The 21618-nt window shown below is 47.1% G+C and carries 15 protein-coding genes and 1 other RNA gene; 6 read left to right on the top strand and 10 right to left on the bottom strand.

What is annotated here, in order from left to right; translation table 11 throughout:
- Positions 1 to 18 precede the first annotated feature (18 nt).
- The 6 genes from rnpB to fabG form a co-directional block, all read right to left on the bottom strand.
- Positions 19 to 427, bottom strand: an RNA gene (gene rnpB / locus FXO21_RS17185) — RNase P RNA component class A.
- A 114-nt stretch (positions 428 to 541) separates the two neighbouring features.
- Complete coding sequence (locus tag FXO21_RS17180; protein ID WP_149641229.1) at positions 542 to 1876, bottom strand: DUF4403 family protein; 1335 nt, start codon at positions 1874 to 1876, stop codon at positions 542 to 544.
- Between the two features lie 94 nt (positions 1877 to 1970).
- On the bottom strand, positions 1971 to 2954 hold the full coding sequence (locus tag FXO21_RS17175; RefSeq protein WP_149641228.1) for a Smr/MutS family protein: 984 nt from the start codon (positions 2952 to 2954) through the stop codon (positions 1971 to 1973).
- Between the two features lie 35 nt (positions 2955 to 2989).
- Complete coding sequence (locus FXO21_RS17170) at positions 2990 to 3778, bottom strand: DUF2279 domain-containing protein (protein WP_225865731.1); 789 nt, start codon at positions 3776 to 3778, stop codon at positions 2990 to 2992.
- Positions 3779 to 3929: 151 nt separating this feature from the next.
- On the bottom strand, positions 3930 to 6002 hold the full coding sequence (locus FXO21_RS17165) for a VWA domain-containing protein (protein ID WP_149641226.1): 2073 nt from the start codon (positions 6000 to 6002) through the stop codon (positions 3930 to 3932).
- Between the two features lie 75 nt (positions 6003 to 6077).
- Positions 6078 to 6824: a 3-oxoacyl-[acyl-carrier-protein] reductase gene (fabG, locus tag FXO21_RS17160; RefSeq protein ID WP_149641225.1), complete on the bottom strand. Its 747-nt coding sequence runs from the start codon at positions 6822 to 6824 to the stop codon at positions 6078 to 6080.
- Positions 6825 to 7017: 193 nt separating this feature from the next.
- Here fabG and FXO21_RS17155 point away from each other — a divergent pair, with 193 nt between their 5' ends.
- The gene (locus FXO21_RS17155; protein WP_149641224.1) at positions 7018 to 7731 is read left to right on the top strand and encodes an SDR family oxidoreductase; all 714 of its coding nucleotides are present in this window, start codon (positions 7018 to 7020) and stop codon (positions 7729 to 7731) included.
- Between the two features lies 1 nt (position 7732).
- Here the strand turns inward: FXO21_RS17155 and FXO21_RS17150 are convergent, their stop codons facing one another.
- From FXO21_RS17150 to FXO21_RS17140, 3 genes are read right to left on the bottom strand one after another with little or no spacing between them, the layout of a single operon-like run.
- Positions 7733 to 8803, bottom strand: a complete 1071-nt coding sequence (locus FXO21_RS17150; protein ID WP_149641223.1) for a hypothetical protein — start codon at positions 8801 to 8803, stop codon at positions 7733 to 7735.
- On the bottom strand, positions 8800 to 9438 hold the full coding sequence (locus FXO21_RS17145; protein WP_149641222.1) for an ABC transporter ATP-binding protein: 639 nt from the start codon (positions 9436 to 9438) through the stop codon (positions 8800 to 8802). Before FXO21_RS17145 ends, FXO21_RS17150 begins: the two co-directional genes overlap by 4 nt.
- Positions 9439 to 9443: 5 nt before the next feature.
- Positions 9444 to 10346: a hypothetical protein gene (locus tag FXO21_RS17140; protein WP_225865730.1), complete on the bottom strand. Its 903-nt coding sequence runs from the start codon at positions 10344 to 10346 to the stop codon at positions 9444 to 9446.
- A gap of 250 nt (positions 10347 to 10596) precedes the next feature.
- On the opposite strand from FXO21_RS17140, the gene FXO21_RS17135 reads away from it, so the two are divergent.
- The 3 genes from FXO21_RS17135 (at position 10597) to FXO21_RS17125 (ending at position 15069) form a co-directional block, all read left to right on the top strand.
- Positions 10597 to 11634 (top strand): isoaspartyl peptidase/L-asparaginase family protein, encoded by a 1038-nt coding sequence (locus FXO21_RS17135; RefSeq protein WP_149641220.1) that lies wholly within the window; start codon positions 10597 to 10599, stop codon positions 11632 to 11634.
- A 41-nt stretch (positions 11635 to 11675) separates the two neighbouring features.
- A complete protein-coding gene (locus FXO21_RS17130) occupies positions 11676 to 13097 on the top strand; it encodes an alpha-L-fucosidase (protein WP_149641219.1) in 1422 nt (473 codons plus the stop codon).
- Positions 13098 to 13605: 508 nt separating this feature from the next.
- Complete coding sequence (locus tag FXO21_RS17125) at positions 13606 to 15069, top strand: alpha-L-fucosidase (protein WP_149641218.1); 1464 nt, start codon at positions 13606 to 13608, stop codon at positions 15067 to 15069.
- Positions 15070 to 15108: 39 nt separating this feature from the next.
- On the opposite strand, the gene FXO21_RS17120 is transcribed toward FXO21_RS17125, so the two are convergent.
- Positions 15109 to 16185, bottom strand: coding sequence for a glycoside hydrolase family 76 protein (locus tag FXO21_RS17120; RefSeq protein WP_149641217.1), 1077 nt, complete (start codon positions 16183 to 16185; stop codon positions 15109 to 15111).
- A gap of 403 nt (positions 16186 to 16588) precedes the next feature.
- On the opposite strand from FXO21_RS17120, the gene FXO21_RS17115 reads away from it, so the two are divergent.
- Both FXO21_RS17115 and FXO21_RS17110 read left to right on the top strand, forming a co-directional pair.
- Positions 16589 to 19903 (top strand): SusC/RagA family TonB-linked outer membrane protein, encoded by a 3315-nt coding sequence (locus FXO21_RS17115; RefSeq protein WP_225865729.1) that lies wholly within the window; start codon positions 16589 to 16591, stop codon positions 19901 to 19903.
- A gap of 45 nt (positions 19904 to 19948) precedes the next feature.
- Entirely contained in the window at positions 19949 to 21607 is a 1659-nt protein-coding gene (locus FXO21_RS17110) for a RagB/SusD family nutrient uptake outer membrane protein (RefSeq protein WP_149641216.1), read from the top strand.
- The last annotated feature ends 11 nt before the right edge of the window (positions 21608 to 21618 follow it).

The following is a 21618-nucleotide window of genomic DNA, read 5'->3' as shown; positions in this document are numbered from 1 at the left end:
ATAAACTCAAAAATAAGAAAAAAGGGTAAGCCTGTAAGCCGGATTCTGTTCTCCATGCGGTTTAACTGCCTGGAACTCCTACCATTTATCCAGGATTCAGGTCACCCTGAACCTCTAACGATCTACCCGTGCCGACGTTCCTGAGAACGGGGACGAGCAGCCCCACAAACCGACACCTATTTGATCTTTCAGCCCGTAAGGTTTACCGTGCCCCGACTGTCACCAGTCAGGCGGTGGGCTCTTAATCCACCATTTCACCCTTACCCCAACATTATAAAAAACATGCCAAGGCGGTATTATTTCTGTGGCACTGGCTGTCAACAAACCGTTCCCAATCTGCTGCCTTCCTGTTAGGAAGTACGGTACTCTGCGCTGCCCGGACTTTCCTCTCCGGCAAAATTACCGCAGCGGTAGGACAGCTCACTCCTTTCCTCTGACCACAAAGCTAACAAATACTTTCTTTTGATCAGCAGTCAATATACTATAAAAAGTAAAAATTTATGGTACAGATGCGCACTATTCTGTCCGTTTTCCTTCAAATTCACTTCAATCCATCGACCTTCAAATTCACTTTTCCGTGTGCAAAAACGACCGAATAAAGGTGTTTCGGAGTGAGGTAAACCTTGTCAGGCTGAATGTCCGAAAGCGTACCTTTTAGGGTAACTCCGTCTGTAACCTTGTAGTTACCAAGCGCTTTCTGAATGGTCTGCTTCGCTTCCGTGATCTGGTCGCCGACCGGGAATGTCATTTTCTTTTCCATCATTCTGCTAAACTGTCCCTGCAACAACCAACCCGCTGTGCGGACAATTGTATTTCTCGTTTCCAAATCATAATCAAGCCCTTTCAATGACAACTGCTGCGTCGCCGGATCGTAATAAGGGACGCCTTTTAAGTAAATATATCCTGAAATACTTCCCGCAAGCCCTGCCTTAATGACCAGTTTGTCGTTCTGACCATACAGCTCAACAGAAGTTACGTTCACTTTATATTGCCCACCTAAAAACGAAAAGGTTTCTCCCTTCATTTTTGCGGTTGCAAGCCGCGCTGCATCTTCGTAAGAAACGACACTGATCAGCCCGACTTTGAAATCATCGTTCACTTGCTGTGTAATTTGTAGATCGGGCAGCTTTTCGACAGCCGTCACGCTAGGCTTGGTGGCGGACGTGATGGTTTGCGTATACCCTTTGATTCCCAACACTGCTCTGATTACATTGTTCTTTGCCAAAAGCGGAGTCATCACCACACTTGTTGGCACTACTACCAGCCACGTATCAAACTCCTCCGCCAGCATTACCGGCTGCCTGACGATATTCCAGGCGAGTTCTGCATTCTTTTTCAATTCCAGATTATTCGCTACTTCCTGATCGATCGCCTCGGTTATTTTATCAAAATTCTTATTCAGCATTCTGCTGGCCATACTTTTGATCGGAATGTTCAACCCGGCCACTTTAATGCTGGGATCTGAGATCCAGTCGTAGCTGTCTACATAAGTCTCTGATTTAATCTGCCAGTTTGCGGCAATACCGATTTTGGAAATCAGTCGGATCCGTATAGAAAACTCCGTGTCCTTATAACCCGACATCGTGATTCCCAGCGGACTGACTTTATAGCCAGCACTCACCCAGATTTTTAATGGAACTTCAAATAAAAAAGAAGAGTCGATCGCTACGACGCGGATCGGACTGATTTTCCAGACTTTCGCTTTGATATTATCATTGTTATCATCCTGGTAGCTATTATCCTCATAAATCAGACCCTTAATCTTTGCATTGATCTGATTTTCGATCTCCGAAACCGGTAGCTCGATCGGAACATTCATGACGGACAAGTGTTTCTCATTCTGGATTGCCTTATCCGTGTACTTATATTCTTCCATAGGTGCTTGAGGAGAGGTGCTTTTGGAACGACACTGCCATTGGCTCCATACAATGACCGATAAACAGAACAGATATAATATCCTGGCCAGCAGGCTACTTGATTTTGACGAGGGTTGCACCGTATCCGAATTTATCTTTTAATGCATCTTTAAAATAAGCCACGTGCTTGTGCTTGCTCAGACGCCGGTGCAGTTCATTTTTCAATGCACCGCTACCCGCTCCATGGATAAAAGTTATTTCTTCCATACCATTTGCAATTGCATTCTCAAGGTTTGCTTCAAAAGCGCTGAGCTGTGTTTTCACTATATTTTCGTTAGAAATCCCGGCCGTATCGATCATGAGTTTTTCAATATGCAAATCAACTATCGTGTCCGGCTTTTCAACCTTCAACGGCTCTGAGCCTGCTCCTCTCAGCATGCTTTCTTTCAATGCAGCAGAAAGTTCTTTGTCGGTTAGAACCGGTTCTTTTTTAAGATTTTCCTCGTCGAGCTGATAAATAAATGCCTCTTTATCCAATACCGGTGCTTTTCTTTTGCTTTTATAAAAAGATTGGGCGCGGCATTTTATTTTTTTGCTCAAAGATTGAGGCAGCAGATGTTTCCCCTCCCTGAAATACAGCACATTCAATTCAAAAACCGGCCATTCTTCAAAATCCTTCATCAATACTTCTGCCAGCTTTTGCGACTGCCGCGGCTGCAAAACACCCGCTCCCAGCCCGGTCTGTGCCTGATTCTGAATGGACGAAGCCGTAAAAGGCAAAATCCAGTCCGTATTATTAATGATATGTACCGTCAGTGATTTATCATTAATTGATACAAATGCAAGGTAAATGCCTTTCTCTGCAAAGGGTGCATTGCGCGGAACGATCATATCCGACTTTGCAACAACCTTCCCAGGTTCCTGCCCCTTTTGCATCCGCTGCGATTCTACCGGCGAAATAGTAACCACTTCATTCCGCAGCACAGGAATCCTGAAACCGTCCTCAATTTCTATCTCAACCACATTCCCTGGAAGAAAAGCGTAGATAATACCTTCTTCTCTCCCATGTACCAGTCTTACTTTATCTCCGATGTTCATATTTAATGCGTTAATAACTCTGGTCCCTCCTATTCTCAAAAATAAAACGGCTTAAAATCGATACCATGCCTGCTGAACTGCAATGCAGGAGCAGGTATCTTTAAGGAATTGACAAGGAAGCCGATAGTACGAACAAATTTACTCTTTGTTTTGATCTTGGTCAGGTCGATATCAACAGACAAATAAAATTGCCGGTAAGGCCGGTAACCCATTTTCCGGCTCGTGGATACTTCTGCCGAAACCATGTCGTGAATCCCATAACCAACTGAAAAGCAGAGCCAGCCCGGCCAACTGCTTCCCGGAAAAAATGATTGCGGACTGGCAGACAACCAGTAGGTCTGCCCATTGTAATCTTTCAGCCAACTTTCTGTCAAACTCTTTCCCAGCAGCTCCGGCCGCACTTTCGCCAGACGGGTTGCGTGAAATGAAAACTTGGGATGAATACGGACTTCGTCCCATAATGCCACTTGGCCGAGATATAAAGCAGAGCCCGCGATATTGCCGATCATATCTCCCGGTGAGAATCCGTAATCGGGTGAAAAGCCGTCGAGGATTTCAATGGGGGTTTGGAAAATAATGCCTGAAATAGCCCCGTAAACAAGCATTTGCCTTTTCGAAATACCTGTTTTTTTATAAAGTGCAGCCGTGTGACGGGCGATCTGGAATGATGTGTAAACGTGCCCCACTTTGTCCATTTGAAGCCACTCGCGGGAATCGTCCTGAATCGTGAAGTTGGTGAGCGGCTGTTTGTACCAGGATTTACTCAGCCCGTAGATCGTTCCAAGGTACAAAACAGATTGAGCTGCAAAAATCCCCCGTAACATCGCATAATTTGGCCGCTTTATCCCGACCGAATCCGTTACATCAGTTACAGCGAGTGAGTCACTTTTTTGCGAATAAAGGGGTTGAAAAAAGCAAGTGAAAATAAGAAGATAAACAATTGCAATTGACTTCGAAATTCCGGAAAACACGATTTTAGTATCCGCCATGGTACTTTCTTAATCCCCATTCAGCGCCGAGCAGAAGTATCAGCAAAAAAAACAGCCATTTCATATAAATCAATTCAACCATTTCCTCAGAGCTGTCCAGACGGTCGGCGGGGCGTTCACTTTTTAACTTTTGTACGTAGGAAGCAAGCGAAGAGGGCTTAAGTAATTCACCACCGGAGCGGCCGGCAAGTTCCCGCAGCATGCCGAAATCGGCAGTGGTATTATTCATTTCCAGATCAACATTTTTGACAATAAACTGTCCGGCTGACCGCTCCTGACCTGCCCGCAAAGCCGTAGAAGCCATGTAGCGGTATACACCCTCCTGCAGGCCGGTCATATTAAACCTGGGCGATTCGCTGGAATGCGTATAGGTAAATTGCTTTGTTTTGCCTTTTTCATCCGTAATGTCCAGCTTCACTTCCTGCCCGAAAATCGGTTCGTAAATATCGTTATAGATCTCTGTCTGAAACGTTACCTGTTCTCCGGCTTCAAACTCATTATTGGTGGGATAAACCCTGAATTTACGCTTGTCTTCCCGTAGCGAAAGTATCTGAATCAGTTTCTGAAAAAGATTATCGACCACCTCCTGCTTATTGGTTTGTGCAAATTCTTCCTGTCGCCACTGCCACAATCCTTCCCCCGCGAGTACAGCTACTTTATGGTCACCGCTGGTGTTCAAAACGAGCAGAGGTTTGCTGGTATTCAAGGTCCCTACCTTCTGATAAAGAATTGTTTCTGTGCCTGAGGAAAGATTATATTCCCCAAACGGGACCGAAAGTGGTGGCAGCCTTTCCAGCAATTTCAGACTTTCTGTGTCAAAATTAAGCTGCTGAAATGCCGGATTGAAGCGTGCAGTAACTTTGTCAAGCTGGTTGTTGGAAGTATTGATCGTCAGCGAGCGGTTGAGCGAATTCGCCAGCGGCACTGCCGACTGGTTACCTAGTATAAAGAACAAAGGTGTTTTAGCGTCGATAAACCTCCTGATCTGCGCATTCCCAAGTCCAAGAACATTCGGTATCTGGTGCAGTATCACCAGGTCATAAGGTTTCGTAGCCGCGGGTACATTAGTGGAAATCGACAAAATATTAATATCCAACTCATAATTTTCATTCGCCTCTATCACGCTTCTCAGACTCTTAATATCCGGGTGCGGCGCCAGCGCCATGATCAGGACCTTTTGTTTACCGTCGATAATATCAATATACACATCCCGGCGATTATTCCGTTTGGAAGTCTCACCCGAGACCTGCCCGATTTCCAGCGTAAAATGCTGCACTCCCTTTTGAGCAGAAGTAGCCTTGAAATCAATCGCCTTGAAGAAGTCCGGCCGGTCGATCGCTACATTCTGACTTTGGATCACCCGCCCGTTTTGTTTGAGCGTGACCGTAGTTGCTTTGCCGGCAAGCCCGTTTGCAGCAATTTCAGCCCGGATCGGGAATTCGTTGCCGAGGTATGCGATCCGGTTATTAACCACATCTTTGATACGGATATCCAGATCCGGCACCGTGTCGCCCACGGCCAGCGGGCTCACTTTAAAAGGAAAATTGTTATAAGCCGGAGAAACACCCTGATTTACAATACCATCAGAAACCAGGATCACTTCCGTCAGGTTCCTGCCCTCAAAGTTGCTGCGGATCGATTGCAGCATGCCGGTCAGGTCTGTTTTATTTTTGTCAAAACGTATAGAATCGGGCTGCGTTTTCGAAGTACCGCTTAATGTCTCCATACTTACTTCAAAGCCGGAAGCATTCAATTGTCCGGTCGCTTCGGCCACGTCCTTCATGACGGCTTTCCCGTACGCTCCTACCGACTCTGAATCATCAATCGCGAAAACGATCTTGGCCTTATCGACAGAAGTTTCCGTCTTCCTGACCAGCGGACTGAGCAGCAGAAAGCAAATTAACGCAACCGTGATTCCACGGAAAGCCGCCAGAATATAGTTCCACTTTTTACCCCAGGAAGCAGTTGGCTGATACAACAGAAATGCATACAAAAGCCCGGCCGCAATGCAGAAAATAAGGAACCAGTAAGGAGTTTGAAAGATAAGTTCGGACCGCATGTGCTCAGAGTCAATAGCTGGCAATGTTACAATATACAATGAAACAGCCAGCTATTCTACAAACGAAGAAAGACACTAGGTTAACATACCACCGTCGACCTGAATGACCTGGCCGGTAATATATCTGGACAGATCCGAGGCCAGAAAAACGCAGGCGTCAGCCACTTCCTCAGGTTGTCCGCCGCGCTTCATCGGGATGGATTGTTTCCATTCCTCCACTGCTTTGGATTCTACCGCGCCGGTCATTTCCGTTTCGATAAACCCGGGGGCAACTGCATTGGACCTGATGTTACGGGAGCCTAATTCAAGTGCGATGGATTTTGTAAAACCGATAATACCTGCTTTGGAAGCCGCATAGTTGGATTGGCCTGCATTTCCGCTGATCCCAACCACGGAAGTGATATTAATGATCGATCCGCTTTTGGCGCGCATCATGCTTTTGGTAGCCGCTTTTGTCAAATTAAAAACAGATTTCAGGTTGATTCTGATTACCGTATCCCATTGCTCTTCGCTCATTCTCATCAACAGTCCGTCTTTGGTCACGCCTGCATTGTTGATCAGCACATCGAGCTTTCCGAAATCGGCTACTACATCGGTTACGAGCTGGTCAGCTGCCTGGAAATCAGATGCATCGGAGCGGTAACCTTTTGCCTTTACACCAAAAGCTTCGAGTTCCTTGGTCAGCGCCTCGCCTTTTTCAACACTGGAAAGATAAGTAAATGCAACATCAGCTCCCTCCTGGGCCAGTCTCAAAGCAATCGCACGACCAATTCCCCGGGAAGCTCCGGTTACCAATGCAACCTTGTTTTCTACTATTTTCATAGATGATTTATAAATCTGTCAAAAAGAATAAATGGTTGGCAAAAATAGGGTTTTAGACATTACTTAAGTGAAAAACGGAGCTATTTTACTGAGAAAGCCGGGCACCCGGGCGCCCGGGAACGACTATTTTCAAACCTTATCAAATGGATAGCTGTTGTCTTTTTACAGTAATTACTTAATAAAAACTTCAACCATGTCAGAATCATTAAAAACCGCATTGATAACCGGCGGGTCCAAAGGAATAGGGTTCGGGATTGCCCAGGTACTTATTAAAGAAGGAATCCGCGTCGCAATTACCAGTCGCTCCAAAGAGAACGCAGAGCAGGCCGCCGCCGAGCTCAACAAGATCAGTGAAGGTTTCGCGATCGGGATCGAATCGGATGTGAGAAACTATGAGTCGCAGCAAAATGCAGTGCAGACCATACTCAACAAATGGGGCCAACTGGATTATTTTATCGCCAATGCAGGTGTCGGACATTTCGCTCCGATTGAAGAACTTACCCCGGAACAATGGCAGGAAACAATTGATATTAACCTGACAGGCGTGTTTTTCAGTGCAAAAGCATCACTAGCTGCATTGACCAGCTCGAAAGGTTATTTCATCTCTATTGCAAGTCTGGCCGGAACCAACTTCTTCGAGAACGGAACTGCCTACAATGCAAGCAAATTCGGCTTGGTAGGCTTTTCACAGGCGATGATGCTGGACGTAAGGAAAGCGGGGATCAGGGTTACTACCATCATGCCCGGCTCCGTGGCCAGCGAGTTCAATAACCATTCACCTTCTGAAAAAGATGCATGGAAAATCCAGCCTGAGGATATCGGTCAAATTATTTCGGACCTGATCAAGTTGCCCGCACGCACATTGCCGAGCAAAATTGAAGTAAGACCATCTATGCCTTCCAAATAGGTCAGATTTTATACCACTTCGGATAAATCAAGACCGAGAAAAGCATTCCGGCGGCGACCAATAACAGCAGCGGAATTTTATACAATATAAGTAAGGTCAGCCCTACGAAGCCGAAAAGGAAAACTTTCAGCGGATCGTCGGGCTGACCTTCTTTTTTATAAAAAAACAAATGGATAACTGTCAGGATCGTTAGTCCCAATAAATAAACCTGCAAAATTTCACCCACACTTAAAGCCGCATTCCGGATTGCTGCGAATGTTTCCGGCAAAATAATGATCGCGTGAAATATCACAATGCGCATAAAGCGCCTAAAAGGCGATACCGGCATCGACCTGCCCCAGAGGCAAATTTCATTTTCCCACTTATAGTATTCAAACGAAATCCCGGAGTTTAAAAGGTAAGCCAGCGACAACCCGACGGCTGGTAACCGCAGATCATATACATCCGTCGAATAATAAAGCATTGTGCCGGTAGCACCCAGTATCGGCCCCAATTTTCCCACAAGCAAAGTGACGCCACGCTCCTGAAACAGCCACTCGACCGACCAGTATAACCAGGAAACCGGCCGTCGAAACGGCCATTTAATACCCCCCGCACTCGATATAGCTACATATCTGATAGGATTCCGCAGCCGCCATTCTGCGATGCCCGCCAGGAGGGCCGCAAGCAGTGGATAGTAGATGAAAACAGGCCAGATATTGGTCAAAATTTTGTCCTGGGCAGCAATTGAAATGAGGTAAACTCCATAATAGAGAATCGGCTGAAGGAATGCGAGCGCCATAAAAGTCAGTCTTTTTACCCGCACGAACACCGGCCAAACCCGGGCGTCGTAGATAAATGTGTATTCGGGTAATTTCCAGAGCTGATATACGAATTGCGCACAGAACAATGAATAAAGCAGCCAGATGCAGAATAAATACAGCATGCCATAGGATCCTGTCAGAAAAAAAACGGCGATGGCATGATGTTCCGCGCCGCCCATAAATCCGAAAAGAATGCCAAGCAAAACTAGGAACATTCCCGCACGGCGCCTGAAAAATTCGTAGACTGTGGAAGTGAGCAGCGTTTTCATGGCAGCGAAAGCGGAACAAGCGTCTTATTGCGCAGCCCGAAACTTTGCGTGATTTCCAGACCTTCCTGCTGAAAAGGCTGGTGCGAAGAAAGCAAAAATGTGACGCCCGATTCGTGGTAAGTCCGGATGATACCAAACAAAGCTTCTCTCGCCTGCTTGTCAATCGTGATCAGCGGCTCATCGAGAATAATGATTTTGGGATTACCTAAAAAAGCCAGCGCCAGCGAGACCTTCTTGACCATTCCACTGGAACAGCTGCCAAAGTTGTTTTTCAGATAATTGATGCCAAGCCGGGAAATAAGCTCGTCCGCCTGACCTTCCGGCGCCTTTTTGGCCTCGGCGACAAATGCGATCAGGTCGGCGGGCGTCAGAAATGCGGGGTACAAAGGTTCAGCTTCGCCCAGATTTAACCTTAACCTGTACTCGACCGGATGTTTTTTAAGATCAAACTGCCCATCGATCACTACAGATCCCGTGCAAGGCAGCATGCCCGATAATGTCCTGAAAAGCGTTGACTTACCTGCGCCATTTTCGCCCTGAACCCAGTAAATCCCGTGACTTATTGCAAAATGCGCAATTGCAAGAATTTCCAGATCTCCATACTGTTGGCGCAGGTCACGAATTTCCAGAACCATTCGACTTAAAGCGATTTGGTTTGCGGATTGTACCCAAACTCGTCGATCAGCTGCTGCAATGCGACGGATTCTTCATATTTGTACAGATCCTTGTTGAAAAGCGCGTCGTGGCCGGCATTTTTCAGACTGATCCAGCTGTGCGTCGCATAGGGATCGTAGTCGAAATGTTCAAAAGAATGGCCCAGGTTATTCATATCTGCAAACCATTTTACGCCCACATCCAGCCTGTCGTAACTTCCGAATGCGGAGCCCTTTCCGACCGGCAACGTATCTTTTCTGGTTTTTTCCAGATCGATCATCGCCACATATTCATTGAGCCGGCATTCGGGAAGCGGCCACGGAGCCGCAGGATCGACGACCTCCGTGTAGGTGGATGTGCGCGCCTGAGGATACTCAGCAGACAACTGCATTAATTCCTGATATCCAGGCTTATATTGTGTATAAGTCTCAGGCTGACAAAGTTTCGCCGCAAAAGCCGGGCACACCCAGCATTGACCAATATGGCCGATCCCGGAAGCTTCGCCAATGTGTTCGAGATATTCCTTCACCAGATCGCCTTTGAAATACACATCATTATGTATCACCAGCAGGTACTTTTTTCTGGATTTCTCCCAGGCATACTGATACCGGATCGCACGCCTGAACCATTTCAGTTTAAGTAAAAAGTTAAATTTCAAATTCTTGGTCCACAACCAGAAGCTGGGTTTGTAGTACACTATTTTATCCCCGAAATGATCGAAAATAAACTGAAAATTTGAAGGTTCAGGCTGCTTGGCTTCTTCAACGAAATAGATCTTATTGATCCATTGACCCGAAGTCTTCATTAAGGTAAGAAGGGTAACGGCGGTTTGATAGGGTTTGCCGTAAGCATTGATCGCAACGTCGACACTGGCTTTCTGAGGGGTCATGATGAAGCAATTTTATTTTCTTGTATAGATATTTTTCATGGTGATGATCCGCTTTGGAAATCCGAATTTCAGGGAAATCGGGTTACAAACAAAATCGCCGGCGGAGGATTAAGTAAGAGGTATCAAATCGCGGACGAAAATTTCGTATTTTTCATTTGTCGGGACACACTCGCCGAGTATATTTGAAAAAATTTAAATTAATAGAAGGGTATTTTCAAAAATATTAGAAACTATTCCTATTCCCCATCCTATGAAATCCAACCGCAGATCCTTCCTCCGCTTATCGGCTCTTGCTTTGCCATTTACAAAAGTGAATGAATTGTTTGCAAAAGCCCCGGCAGCGAACATGCCGCTGGTTGTATCCACCTGGGATAGCGGTAAAATCGCCAATGGCGGCGCCTGGCCGGTTTTGGAAAAAGGCGGCAGCGCATTGGACGCTGTGGAGCAGGCTGCGATCGAGATAGAAAATGAGGTTAATTGCTGTGTTGGCCTGGGCGGTAACCCGGACCGTGACGGTTTTGTAACACTCGACGCCTGTATTATGGATGATAAGGCAAATTGCGGCTCGGTAGCGTTTGTGGAGCGGATTAAACATCCTATTACCCTGGCCCGGAAAATAATGGAGACTACGCCGCACGTGTGTCTGGTAGGGGAAGGCGCACAGCAGTTTGCAGTCGCAAACGGCATTCCGCTTGAATCGGGTGAGCTGTCGCCGGACGCGAAGAAAGCTTATGAAGAATGGTTGAAAAAAGGCGAATACAAGCCCGTTATCAATATAGAACACCAGCAATCCAAGCCTGCAAAAGGGCACGGACCATTTGCGCCAAACCGTTTCGACGACGGCTCCTTTAACCACGATACGATGGGCACAATTGCCATGGACGCGAAAGGAAACCTGTCAGGCATGTGCACTACGAGCGGAATGGGCTTTAAAATGCGCGGCCGGGTGGGTGATTCTCCGATTATCGGCGCCGGGCTTTTTGTTGATAATGAAGTGGGCGCTGCGACTTCCTCAGGTCAGGGAGAAGAAGTGATCCGGATCTGCGGCACGCACACCGTCGTGGAGTTGATGCGCTCGGGACTTTCTCCGGAGGCAGCCTGCAAAAAGGCTGTGGAACGCATTATCAAGATCAATCCCGAAAAAGCAAAAACGTTTCAGGTCGGCTTTATCGCAATCAATAAGAAAGGTGAAGTAGGCGCATACTCGATCCAGAAAGGCTTCAATTATACGGTTAATGACAAAACCGGAAAGCAGCGGATTTTGAATGCCAAAAGCCACTTTGCCTGATTTTAGCGTTCGCGCTTTTACATTTATAATTTCCAGAAAACATGAATTTAAAGTTAAAAGCAATGCTGCTTGCAGCTTTGCTAACAGGAAGCATATCGTTTGCCCAGCAGCATGCTGAGCAGGATCATTCCAAATATGTTGCGCCGACCGATCCGCTGGTGCAGCAAAAGCTGGCCAAATGGCAGGATGTGAAATTTGGCCTGCTGATGCATTGGGGAACGTATAGTCAGTGGGGAATCGTGGAGTCCTGGTCACTTTGCCCGGAAGACGAAGGCTGGTGCGAGCGCCGCGGGCCGCATTCGCATGATTGGTACGCTTATAAAAAAGCCTACGAGGATATTGCCAAGACATTTAACCCCGTCAAATTCAACCCGGAGCGCTGGGCGCAGGCCGCTAAAAATGCGGGGATGAAATATGTGGTTTTTACAACAAAACACCACGACGGATTTGCGATGTTCGATTCCAAGTACACCGATTACAAAATCACCAACACACCATTTAAATCGAATCCTAAAAGCAATGTGACGAAGGAAGTACTGTCTGCATTCCGCAACCAGGGCTTCATGACAGGTACTTACTTTTCAAAACCTGACTGGAACACGGAGTTTTACTGGTGGAAATATTTCCCGCCAAAAGACCGGAATGCTTCCTACGACCCTAAAAAGCGCCCGGAGCTTTGGAATAAGTTCAAAGATTTCACCTACAATCAGATTGAAGAGCTGATGTCCGACTATGGCTCCGTCGACATTCTATGGCTCGACGGCGGCTGGGTGCGACCAATGAATACCATCGATCCGAATATCAGCTGGCAAAAAAGTATTCCTTATGAGCAGGATATCGATATGGCCCGCATTGCTAAAATGGCGAGATCACACCAGCCGGGACTGCTTGTGGTAGACAGAACGGTCACCGGTGAGTTTGAAAATTACGTTACACCCGAACAATCCATTCCTGATCATTATATGTCGATCCCGTGGGAATCGTGCATGACAATGGGCGATTCATGGTCATACATTCCGAAGGAGAATTTTAAATCGACTCAAAAACTGGTGCATACGCTGGTTGATATTGTCGCAAAAGGCGGGAATCTGCTTTTAAATGTAGCACCAGGCCCCGACGGAGAGTGGCACGAAGAAGCTTATACACGCCTCGAAGAAATAGGAAAGTGGATGAATGTAAATGGTGTCGGTATTTACGAAACCAAGCCGCTCGCCCCCTATCGTCAGGGCAAATGGGCGTTTACAAAAAAGGGGGATACCACTTATGCATTCTATCTGGCCGATGCAGGCGAAAAGCTGCCTGAAAGCCTGAAACCGGAAGGATTACCAATGCCAGCCAATGCAAAGATCACTTTGGCAGGAAACAAAAAAGCTTTGAAAATCAAAGATGGTGCAATCCAGATACCGGCGAAAATTGCAGCTGAAATCGGTCAGCGGCCGGCTTATTTGTTTGTGATTGATTAGGAAGGGAAGGATTTGTACTTCCTGCGGTATTCTATTACCATCCCATTTTTTTTAGATCATTGATCGGATACCTCGGCTCATTGCTTTCAGCACGCATGAATTCAAGCAGAAACAAATCTTCAGACTTTTCGCTTTCGATGATGTCAAGTTTTTTTTCATCTCGTCCGGCGTCCAGTTTCCACGTTGCTTTTTAACACTGAACGTTGGCGCCGGCATACCAATTTGTTCTGCCAAATAAGCATCCTTGAACCCAGACTCCTTGATCAACAGGCTCATGTTTTTGCTTAATTCCATATAGTCATCAACAATATTGAACATAGCATGAAATTATCTGGAACGTTGAAGTGTATTCAAACTTAAGAATGAAAATTACGCTTTTTGTTGTGTACCTACACCAGTTAAGCCGTTTCAGGCCACACATCAACATCACCTGATAAAATCATTAATCTCTTTCAAAAAAAACCGATCTTAGCTTTAAATTAAACCTGCACTTTACCTTTTACCATTGATGAGAAAATCCATAACTGCGCTCTTCCTCCTTACGGCGCTGAATACCTTCGCCCAAACTCCCCCAAAACCTTACGGCGCGCTTCCGGCTCCCAGACAGATACTTTGGCACCAGACAGAGGTTTACGGCCTGATACACTTTACCCCTACCACCTTTGAAAACAAGGAGTGGGGTTTTGGCGATGCTGATCCGAAGACTTTCAATCCAAGTGATTTTAATGCCGAACAGATCGTGCTCGCAGCCAAGGCAGGTGGCCTGAAAGGAATTGTTCTGGTAGCCAAACACCACGACGGATTTGCGCTCTGGCCGACGAAAACCACAGAATACAATATCTCCAAAAGCCCATTCCGGGATGGAAAAGGGGATCTGGTGAAAGAAGTGGCCGACGCGACAAGAAAACACGGACTTAAATTCGGCGTATACTGCTCGCCCTGGGACAGAAATAATGCGAAGTACGGAACGCCGGAATACCTGGCGATTTACCGCGAGCAGCTCCGCGAACTTTATACCAATTACGGAGAACTGTTTATGTCGTGGCACGACGGCGCCAACGGCGGCGATGGATACTATGGGGGCGCCAGGGAAAAACGCTCGATCGACAATACGACTTATTATCAATGGGATTCCACCTGGACAAACCTGACCCGCAAATTGCAACCTAATGCCAACATTTTCAGCGATATCGGCTGGGACGTGCGCTGGGCAGGCAACGAAGACGGCAGCGTGAACGAAACTTCGTGGGCTACTTTGACCCCAAAACCTTCGGAAGGCCAGAATGTAGCCGTACCGGGCCAGGCGAATGCGACTGAAAACCCGGGCGGCACCCGCAACGGAAAGTTTTGGATTCCGGCTGAATGTGACGTTCCATTGCGTAAGGGCTGGTTTTATCATCCAAATGAAAAACCGAAAACACCCGAAAAGCTATTTGATCTATACCTCAAAAGCGTAGGTCGCGGCGCGGCATTGGATCTTGGCCTGGCGCCCGACACGCGCGGACAGCTGCACGCAGACGACGTTGCTACATTAAAAGCATTCGGCGATCGCGTGAGCAAGACTTTTGCGACCAACCTGATCAGCCGGGCTACTTCGAAAGCAGTGAATGTAAGAGGCTATAATTCTATTTACAGCGCCAAAAATATCCTCGACGGAAAGCCGGAAAGTTATTGGGCGACGGACGATGATTTCAAAACACCCGAGGTGATCATGGACCTCGGCCAGCCGATCGTTTTTGATATCATCAGCATTCAGGAATTCATCAAACTCGGCCAGCGAATAGAGGAATTTGCAGTTGACGCCTGGCAGGACAATAATTGGAAAGAAATTCACAAGGGTACCAGCATTGGCGCCAAAAGGATCGTCAAACTGGAAGCACCGGTTACTACACAAAAAGTGAGGCTGCGGGTCACCAAATCGCCCGTCAGCATTGCGATTAGCGAGTTCGGATTGTACAAAGATTCGGAATAGCAAAAAAAAGGGTTGCCAGTCGGCAACCCTTTTTTTTGATTACTCTTTGGTCAAACGTGCCAGTCGCGCATACATTTCCAACATAGCGCCCTGATCAATCAGTGATTTTTCAGGTTTCCTGCCCATCAGGTTATGCTCGTCCCGCTCCTCTTTCCAGATCCTTTCCGCATCATCGACGAAAAAGCTGAAAATGCTTTTGTCCTTATTCACTTTATAAAGCTCCTCATAGCCGCGAAGTAACACGACATTGAACCAATAGTTTCCCGGCAATTTGTTGTTCACATAAAAGAAGTCCCGGGCCGCCTCAGCGATCTTATTTGCCTCATCGAGATACTTCTTTTCTTTGGTGATTTCATATAATAATACATTGGATTGCAGCATGGTACCCGTATTATAAGTGTACTTGGCCGAGTCAATTTTCATGGAAGGAATCTTGATCGCATCCCAGTAAGTACCGTCAGGAGAACGTAAATGTTTGTTTGTCCACGTATAAAGGTCCAGTGCCGTGTTCAGGTATTCGGGCTTTTTATTCAATTTGTATAACTGCAGCGCCACAAGGATTCCCGGACCATTTGAGCAGGTATTCTTTGTGTTTTTTTCATCCTCCTTCCAATAAAGACCGCCGCCTGATTTTTTGTCGTAACCCGTCATCATAAACCTGTAAATCTCCTCCGCCAGGTTCAGATAAGATGGATTCTTGTTCCGGTTATAGGCATCGAGCGCCGCAATCGCGATCCACTGATTATCATCATAAAACCGCGAATCCTTTTGCTCTTTTGTGACATAAGCCTGGTAACCCGGCGCCAGCGCATCATTATTTTTATACTTCGCAATTGCATTCAAAACCGGCTGCATCAGCTGGCTTTCCGAAAGCGTTGCCTCTGCCTCATTCTCGGCTTGCATTAATGCACAGAGCGGCCACAGGTACGAATGCGGCTTTTCATTTTTTCCATTCGTTTCAATATAAAGGCCAGATTTTTGATCATAAAATACCTCGTTGATATTCGCATTGATCAGCCTGATACGCTCCTGGTAATGAATGTTTTCCTGGGCATTGCCAGATAGGAAACAGCAACAACTAAAGAAGCTCAAAAGCCACGATCTTTTCAAAAGCATGATTATATCGGTTTGGTTACGTTCTTTAAACAACGCGGGCGAACAATTTTACCATCAGTTACATCTAACTTTTCACAAAGCGCCAACAGGAGCAAAAACCCAGTTTTATATTGCATTTAGGAAAATAATACAATTTTCTTTTGATATTTCAAGGAACTACGAAACACTATTTTATACAGGTTGCACATCACCTATATTTGATTCAGCAACAACCCTGACCGGACATTATAAAATAGTTATTCACCCTAAATCATCGCCTCCTTCAATAAAAAAAGGTGAATGATGTCGCCACATCACTCACCCGAAATAAACCCTCAACCAGATTGTGACCCGGATTGCTGCCCCGAAAGGAGCTTGGGATTTTGTTTGCCAATTTTTACAAACCAACAAAACGAACAAAAGTATGAAAAAAACCTTTTATCGGCGGATCTGCCCGACTAAAAATTTGAAAATCAGGCTACTACAAGTATTGACTATTCTCCTGCTCAGCGCGTTTCCGCTTGTTGACGGATATGCGCGGGCAGTGCCGGATAGCCGCCTGGAATTATCGCACGAACAAAACGCAGACCTTTCAATTAAAGGAAAAGTAACCGATGCAACCGGCGCTACTGTTCCCGGCGCCACAGTGGTTTTGAAAGGGAGCTCATCCGTCGGTACCACTACCGACGCGGATGGAGCCTTCACGCTTTCAGTACCCGACGGCAGTACTACCCTCGTCGTCTCCTCGATCGGTTACCTGACCCAGGAAGCGGATATCACCAACAAATCGCAGATTGATATTGTACTCCAATCGGATGTAAAGGCGTTGAGCGAAGTGGTCGTGACCGGATATTCTTCACAATCCAAGAGGGATATTACCGGCGCAGTTTCGACTGTTGATGCGAAGGAACTGACCAAAGTTGCTGCGCCCAATGTGGCCCAGCAATTACAGGGACGTGTTGCCGGGGTAACAGTGACCTCCAACAACACGCCGGGCGGCGAAGCGACAGTCCGTATCCGCGGTTTTGGGACGATCAATAACAATGATCCTCTATACGTGATCGACGGAGTTCCTACCAAAGGCGGACTGAATAGCATTAACCCGAATAACATCGAGTCCATGCAGGTTTTGAAAGATGCTTCTTCTGCCTCAATCTACGGTTCAAGAGCGGCGAACGGGGTTATTATTATTACTACCAAAAAGGGCAAAGCAGGCGCAGCGAGATTCACATTCAACTCACGCGCGGGTTTACAAACCGGTAAAGTAGACCTCGATCTGATCAAGGATCCGCAGCAATTTGGTGACCTCCTATGGACGCAGCGCCGGAATGCAGGGGTTTTGACAAATGGAAATCCTTCGCACCAGCAATATGGTAACGGGCCGAACGCAATGGTACCCGACTATATTCTGGCTGGATCGAACTACGGTCTCTCGGCAGGTGATCCGAAGGTTGACCCGTCACTTTACAATTATAACCGCGCCGGTTTTTACCAGATCGTGGAAGCGAACAAGGAAGGCACCGACTGGCACAAGGAAATCCTTCGTCCGGCTGCGATCCAGGAATATAATATTGGCGCAACAGGTGGTACCGAAACCGGCCGCTATGCGATTGCATTAAACTATTTCAAGCAGGACGGGGTATTGATCCATACTTCTTTCAACAGATATTCACTGCGTTCCAATACTGAATTTACCTTCAAAAAACGCGTGCGCCTGGGCGAAAACCTGGAAATCAGCTATACTGAAAACAAAGGTTATTACAACAATAACGGAACGTCCAGCTCAGCCAATAACCAGGACGGAAACCCGATCGGAAACGGGTACCGGATCCCTTCGATCATACCGGTTTATGACATTATGGGCAATTTCGCTGCAACCCGCGCAGCTGGACTGGGACCTGCTACCAACCCCGTTGCACAGCTTTACCGCACCAGAAATAACCAGGCGAATAACTTCCGCGCATTCGGTAACGCCTATATGGAAATCGATATCCTCAAAGATCTGACTGCGAAATCGAGTATCGGTATTGATCTGAACAGTTTCAACCGCGTCGGTTACACCCTGCTTGACCTGGAAGAGGCAGAAATTGAAGCTGCAAATGCATTGACAAATGAAAACGCGTACGATATCAACTGGACGTGGTCCAATACACTCAATTATAACAAATCGATCGGTACTGATCACAAGATCAATGTATTATTGGGAACCGAGGCGATCAAAGGTACCGGCCGCAACTTCAATGCGACGCGCACCACGTTTTTCTCCGAAGATCCGCAATATATGTTCCTGAGTTCGGGTACTGCGGGTATTAACAATGCAGGCGGAGGTTACGAGTGGGCGCTTTTCTCGCTCTTTGGAAAAGTTAACTATTCGTTGAAAGACCGCTATTTACTCGAAGCCACAGTACGTCGCGACGGGTCTTCCCGTTTTGGACAAAATAACCGTTATGGAACATTCCCGGCATTCAGTGCGGGATGGAGACTTTCCGAAGAAAGCTTCCTGAAGCCTGTCAGCTGGCTGGATGATCTGAAAATAAGGGCCGGCTGGGGACAAACAGGTAACCAGGAGATTGGTAATTACAACGGTTTCAGCACCTACCGCTCCAACCTGGGCTTGTCATCCTACCCGATCGGCGGCGGTAACAACTCGGTGGAGCCGGGCTTTGACACAGAAGCATTTGGTAACCCCAATGCAAAATGGGAAACTACCACGCAAACAAACGTTGGTTTGGACGCGACTTTCCTGAAAGGCATGTTCAACTTCAATCTTGATTTGTACAACCGTACTACTTCCGACATGCTTTATCAGGTAGCACTTCCTGCAACTCAGGGTGTTGCCACGATTCCTTTCGTGAATGTGGGTGAAATGAACAACAAGGGAATTGACCTTGCCCTGGATTTCAACAACAAAGCATTGAACGGCGACCTGACCTATTCAGTCGGAGTGGATTTTTCGAGCTACAAAAATGAAGTGGGTAAACTGAATAACAGTTCGTCAGCGGTATTGCTCGGCCCGGCGATCCGCAGCTACACCTGGACCCGCTCGGTCGCAGGCATGCCGCTTTATTCATTCTATGGTTTGCAAATCGACGGCATTTACCAAAATCAGGGTGAAGTCGACAAGGGCCCGAAATATCCTGGCTATGCAGCTGTGGGTAAATATAAATACCAAGACACCGACGGCGACGGCACCATTACCGACAACGACCGGGTGTTCCTGGGCAACCCCCACCCGGACTTTACCTATGGTATCAACCTGAACGTAGGCTACAAAAACTTCGATTTGTCTGCATTCTTTCAGGGTGTAAAAGGAAACGGCATTATCAATATGGTAAAGCGCTGGGTTGACTTTAATAATCAGGCGGGTAACAGAAGTTTACGCATGCTGAATGATTCCTGGACGCCAGAAAACCCCGACGCTGCTCTCCCGATTTTAGATGCCAACGATAGCCGCAGCCAGCAGCCTTCCAGCTACTTTATCGAGGACGGTTCTTATTTCCGTATGAAAAACCTGACACTCGGCTACACTTTGCCAGGTACTGTTTTGTCAAAAATCGGATTCGAAAGTGCGCGTGTCTACTTACAGGCTCAAAACCTTTTCACGATCACGAAATACAGCGGGATCGATCCTGAGGTAACTTCTGTGGGCGCGACGCCCGGCAGTACTGTATTGGGTGTGGACCAGGGGAACTATCCTAATTCCAAAATGTACCAGATCGGTATCAACTTCGGGTTTTAGTAATTGAGAAAAAACTTTTTATCTGTGAATAATAAGCGAATAGATATGAAAAAGAGCATATTAACTGCAATGGTTTGCGTAGGAATGCTGACTTCCTGCGGCAAAGAGTTTCTGGAAACCACGCCGCTGGGTGTTGGAAACGAGCAGTCACTTTCCAATAAAAATGGTGTCAACGCGGTACTGATTGGCGCTTACAGCTTGCTCGACGGCGTCGGCGCAGGTCCTGTAAATACGTCGTCGGTAAGCAACTGGATTTACGGTTCCGTTGCTTCCGACGATGCTTACAAAGGTTCGGACGTAGGTGACCAGGCGCAGATCACGACGATCGAGCGTTACATTCCACAGGCAGATATCGGTGCATACAACGATAAATGGGTGGCCGTTTACGACGGGGTTTCCCGCTCCAACAATGCGATCAAACTGACCGGCCTGGCAACAGACATGACCGACGCGGAAAAAGCGCAGGCATTGGGCGAAGCGCGTTTCCTGAGAGCCTGGTACCATTTCGAAGCAAAAAAGCTTTGGAATATGGTCCCTTACGTAGACGAAAACGTGACAGACTTCATTAATCTTCCAAACGATCAGGATATCTGGCCGATGATCGAGGCAGACTTCCAGTTCGCGGTCGATAATGTCTCTGCGACCAAAGCGCAGGTAGGAAGAGTAAGCAAATGGACAGCGAAAGCTGCGCTCGCCAAAGTACATATGTACCAGCAGGATTACGCCGCTGCCAAGCCGCTTTTGGACGATGTGATCAATAACGGCCCTTTTGCATTGGTCAACAGCTTCCACGACAATTTCAGGATCGCGACAGAGAACAACAGCGAATCTATTTTTGAAGTGCAGATGTCGGTAGGTGACGGCGGGAATGGGCAGAACGGTAGCTGGGGCGATAACTACAACTTTCCTTACGGCTCGGCGCCAGGCGGTTGCTGCGGATTTTACCAGCCTTCTCAAAACCTGGTAAACGCATTTAAAACCGACGCGGCGGGCTTGCCTCTGCTGGATACATTTAATAGTGTCGACGTTAAAAATGACGAAGGATTGGCTTCAACCGATGCATTTACTCCTTATGAAGGAACACTTGACCCAAGACTTGACTGGACCGTCGGTCGTCGGGGCCTGCCTTTCCTGAACTGGGGTGTACATCCCGGCAAAAACTGGATCCGTGACCAGGCATTCGGGGGGCCTTATACGTTCAAAAAGTTCTTTGCTTACAGCGGTGAAAATGCCGGCGCAGAATCGCCGCGTGCGAATGCTAACAATTACCGCGCGATCCGTTTTGCCGATGTACTCTTAATGCGTGCCGAAGTGGCTGTGGAGCAAAATGACCTGGCGACCGCATTGAAGATCGTAAACCAGATCAGGACGCGCGCGGGTAATGTGGTGGTGACCGATGCAAGCGGGAAGCCTGCTGCTAACTACCTTGTGAAGCCCTACCCTGCTTTCTCAACGCAGGACTATGCCAGAAAAGCAGTACGTTTCGAGCGCCGCGTGGAGCTTGCCATGGAAGGTCACCGGCATTTCGATCTAGTTCGCTGGGGCGTAGCTGACGTGGTTTTGAATGCTTACCTCACCAAAGAAAGTGTGAAAAGAAGCTATCTGAAAGGAGCCACGTTTGTGAAAGGAAAAAGCGAGTACTTCCCGATCCCGCAAGCTCAAATCGATATTATGGGGGCTGATGTTTTGAGGCAAAATCCTTAATTTTTATTAAT

It is taken from the genome of Dyadobacter sp. UC 10 (assembly GCF_008369915.1).
Lineage (GTDB): Bacteria > Bacteroidota > Bacteroidia > Cytophagales > Spirosomataceae > Dyadobacter.
Note: the sequence above shows the minus strand (reverse complement) of the source record. Positions and strands in the feature narration are given on the sequence as shown.

What these genes read in the sequence shown, in the direction of transcription:
- FXO21_RS17180 (WP_149641229.1), bottom strand. Translation starts at nt 1,876, where the DNA reads ATGGAAGAATATAAGTACACGGATAAGGCAATCCAGAATGAGAAACAC.
- FXO21_RS17175 (WP_149641228.1), bottom strand. Translation starts at nt 2,954, where the DNA reads ATGAACATCGGAGATAAAGTAAGACTGGTACATGGGAGAGAAGAAGGT.
- FXO21_RS17170 (WP_225865731.1), bottom strand. Translation starts at nt 3,778, where the DNA reads ATGTTACGGGGGATTTTTGCAGCTCAATCTGTTTTGTACCTTGGAACG.
- FXO21_RS17165 (WP_149641226.1), bottom strand. Translation starts at nt 6,002, where the DNA reads ATGCGGTCCGAACTTATCTTTCAAACTCCTTACTGGTTCCTTATTTTC.
- fabG (WP_149641225.1), bottom strand. Translation starts at nt 6,824, where the DNA reads ATGAAAATAGTAGAAAACAAGGTTGCATTGGTAACCGGAGCTTCCCGG.
- FXO21_RS17155 (WP_149641224.1), top strand. Translation starts at nt 7,018, where the DNA reads ATGTCAGAATCATTAAAAACCGCATTGATAACCGGCGGGTCCAAAGGA.
- FXO21_RS17150 (WP_149641223.1), bottom strand. Translation starts at nt 8,803, where the DNA reads ATGAAAACGCTGCTCACTTCCACAGTCTACGAATTTTTCAGGCGCCGT.
- FXO21_RS17145 (WP_149641222.1), bottom strand. Translation starts at nt 9,438, where the DNA reads ATGGTTCTGGAAATTCGTGACCTGCGCCAACAGTATGGAGATCTGGAA.
- FXO21_RS17140 (WP_225865730.1), bottom strand. Translation starts at nt 10,346, where the DNA reads ATGACCCCTCAGAAAGCCAGTGTCGACGTTGCGATCAATGCTTACGGC.
- FXO21_RS17135 (WP_149641220.1), top strand. Translation starts at nt 10,597, where the DNA reads ATGAAATCCAACCGCAGATCCTTCCTCCGCTTATCGGCTCTTGCTTTG.
- FXO21_RS17130 (WP_149641219.1), top strand. Translation starts at nt 11,676, where the DNA reads ATGAATTTAAAGTTAAAAGCAATGCTGCTTGCAGCTTTGCTAACAGGA.
- FXO21_RS17125 (WP_149641218.1), top strand. Translation starts at nt 13,606, where the DNA reads ATGAGAAAATCCATAACTGCGCTCTTCCTCCTTACGGCGCTGAATACC.
- FXO21_RS17120 (WP_149641217.1), bottom strand. Translation starts at nt 16,185, where the DNA reads ATGCTTTTGAAAAGATCGTGGCTTTTGAGCTTCTTTAGTTGTTGCTGT.
- FXO21_RS17115 (WP_225865729.1), top strand. Translation starts at nt 16,589, where the DNA reads ATGAAAAAAACCTTTTATCGGCGGATCTGCCCGACTAAAAATTTGAAA.
- FXO21_RS17110 (WP_149641216.1), top strand. Translation starts at nt 19,949, where the DNA reads ATGAAAAAGAGCATATTAACTGCAATGGTTTGCGTAGGAATGCTGACT.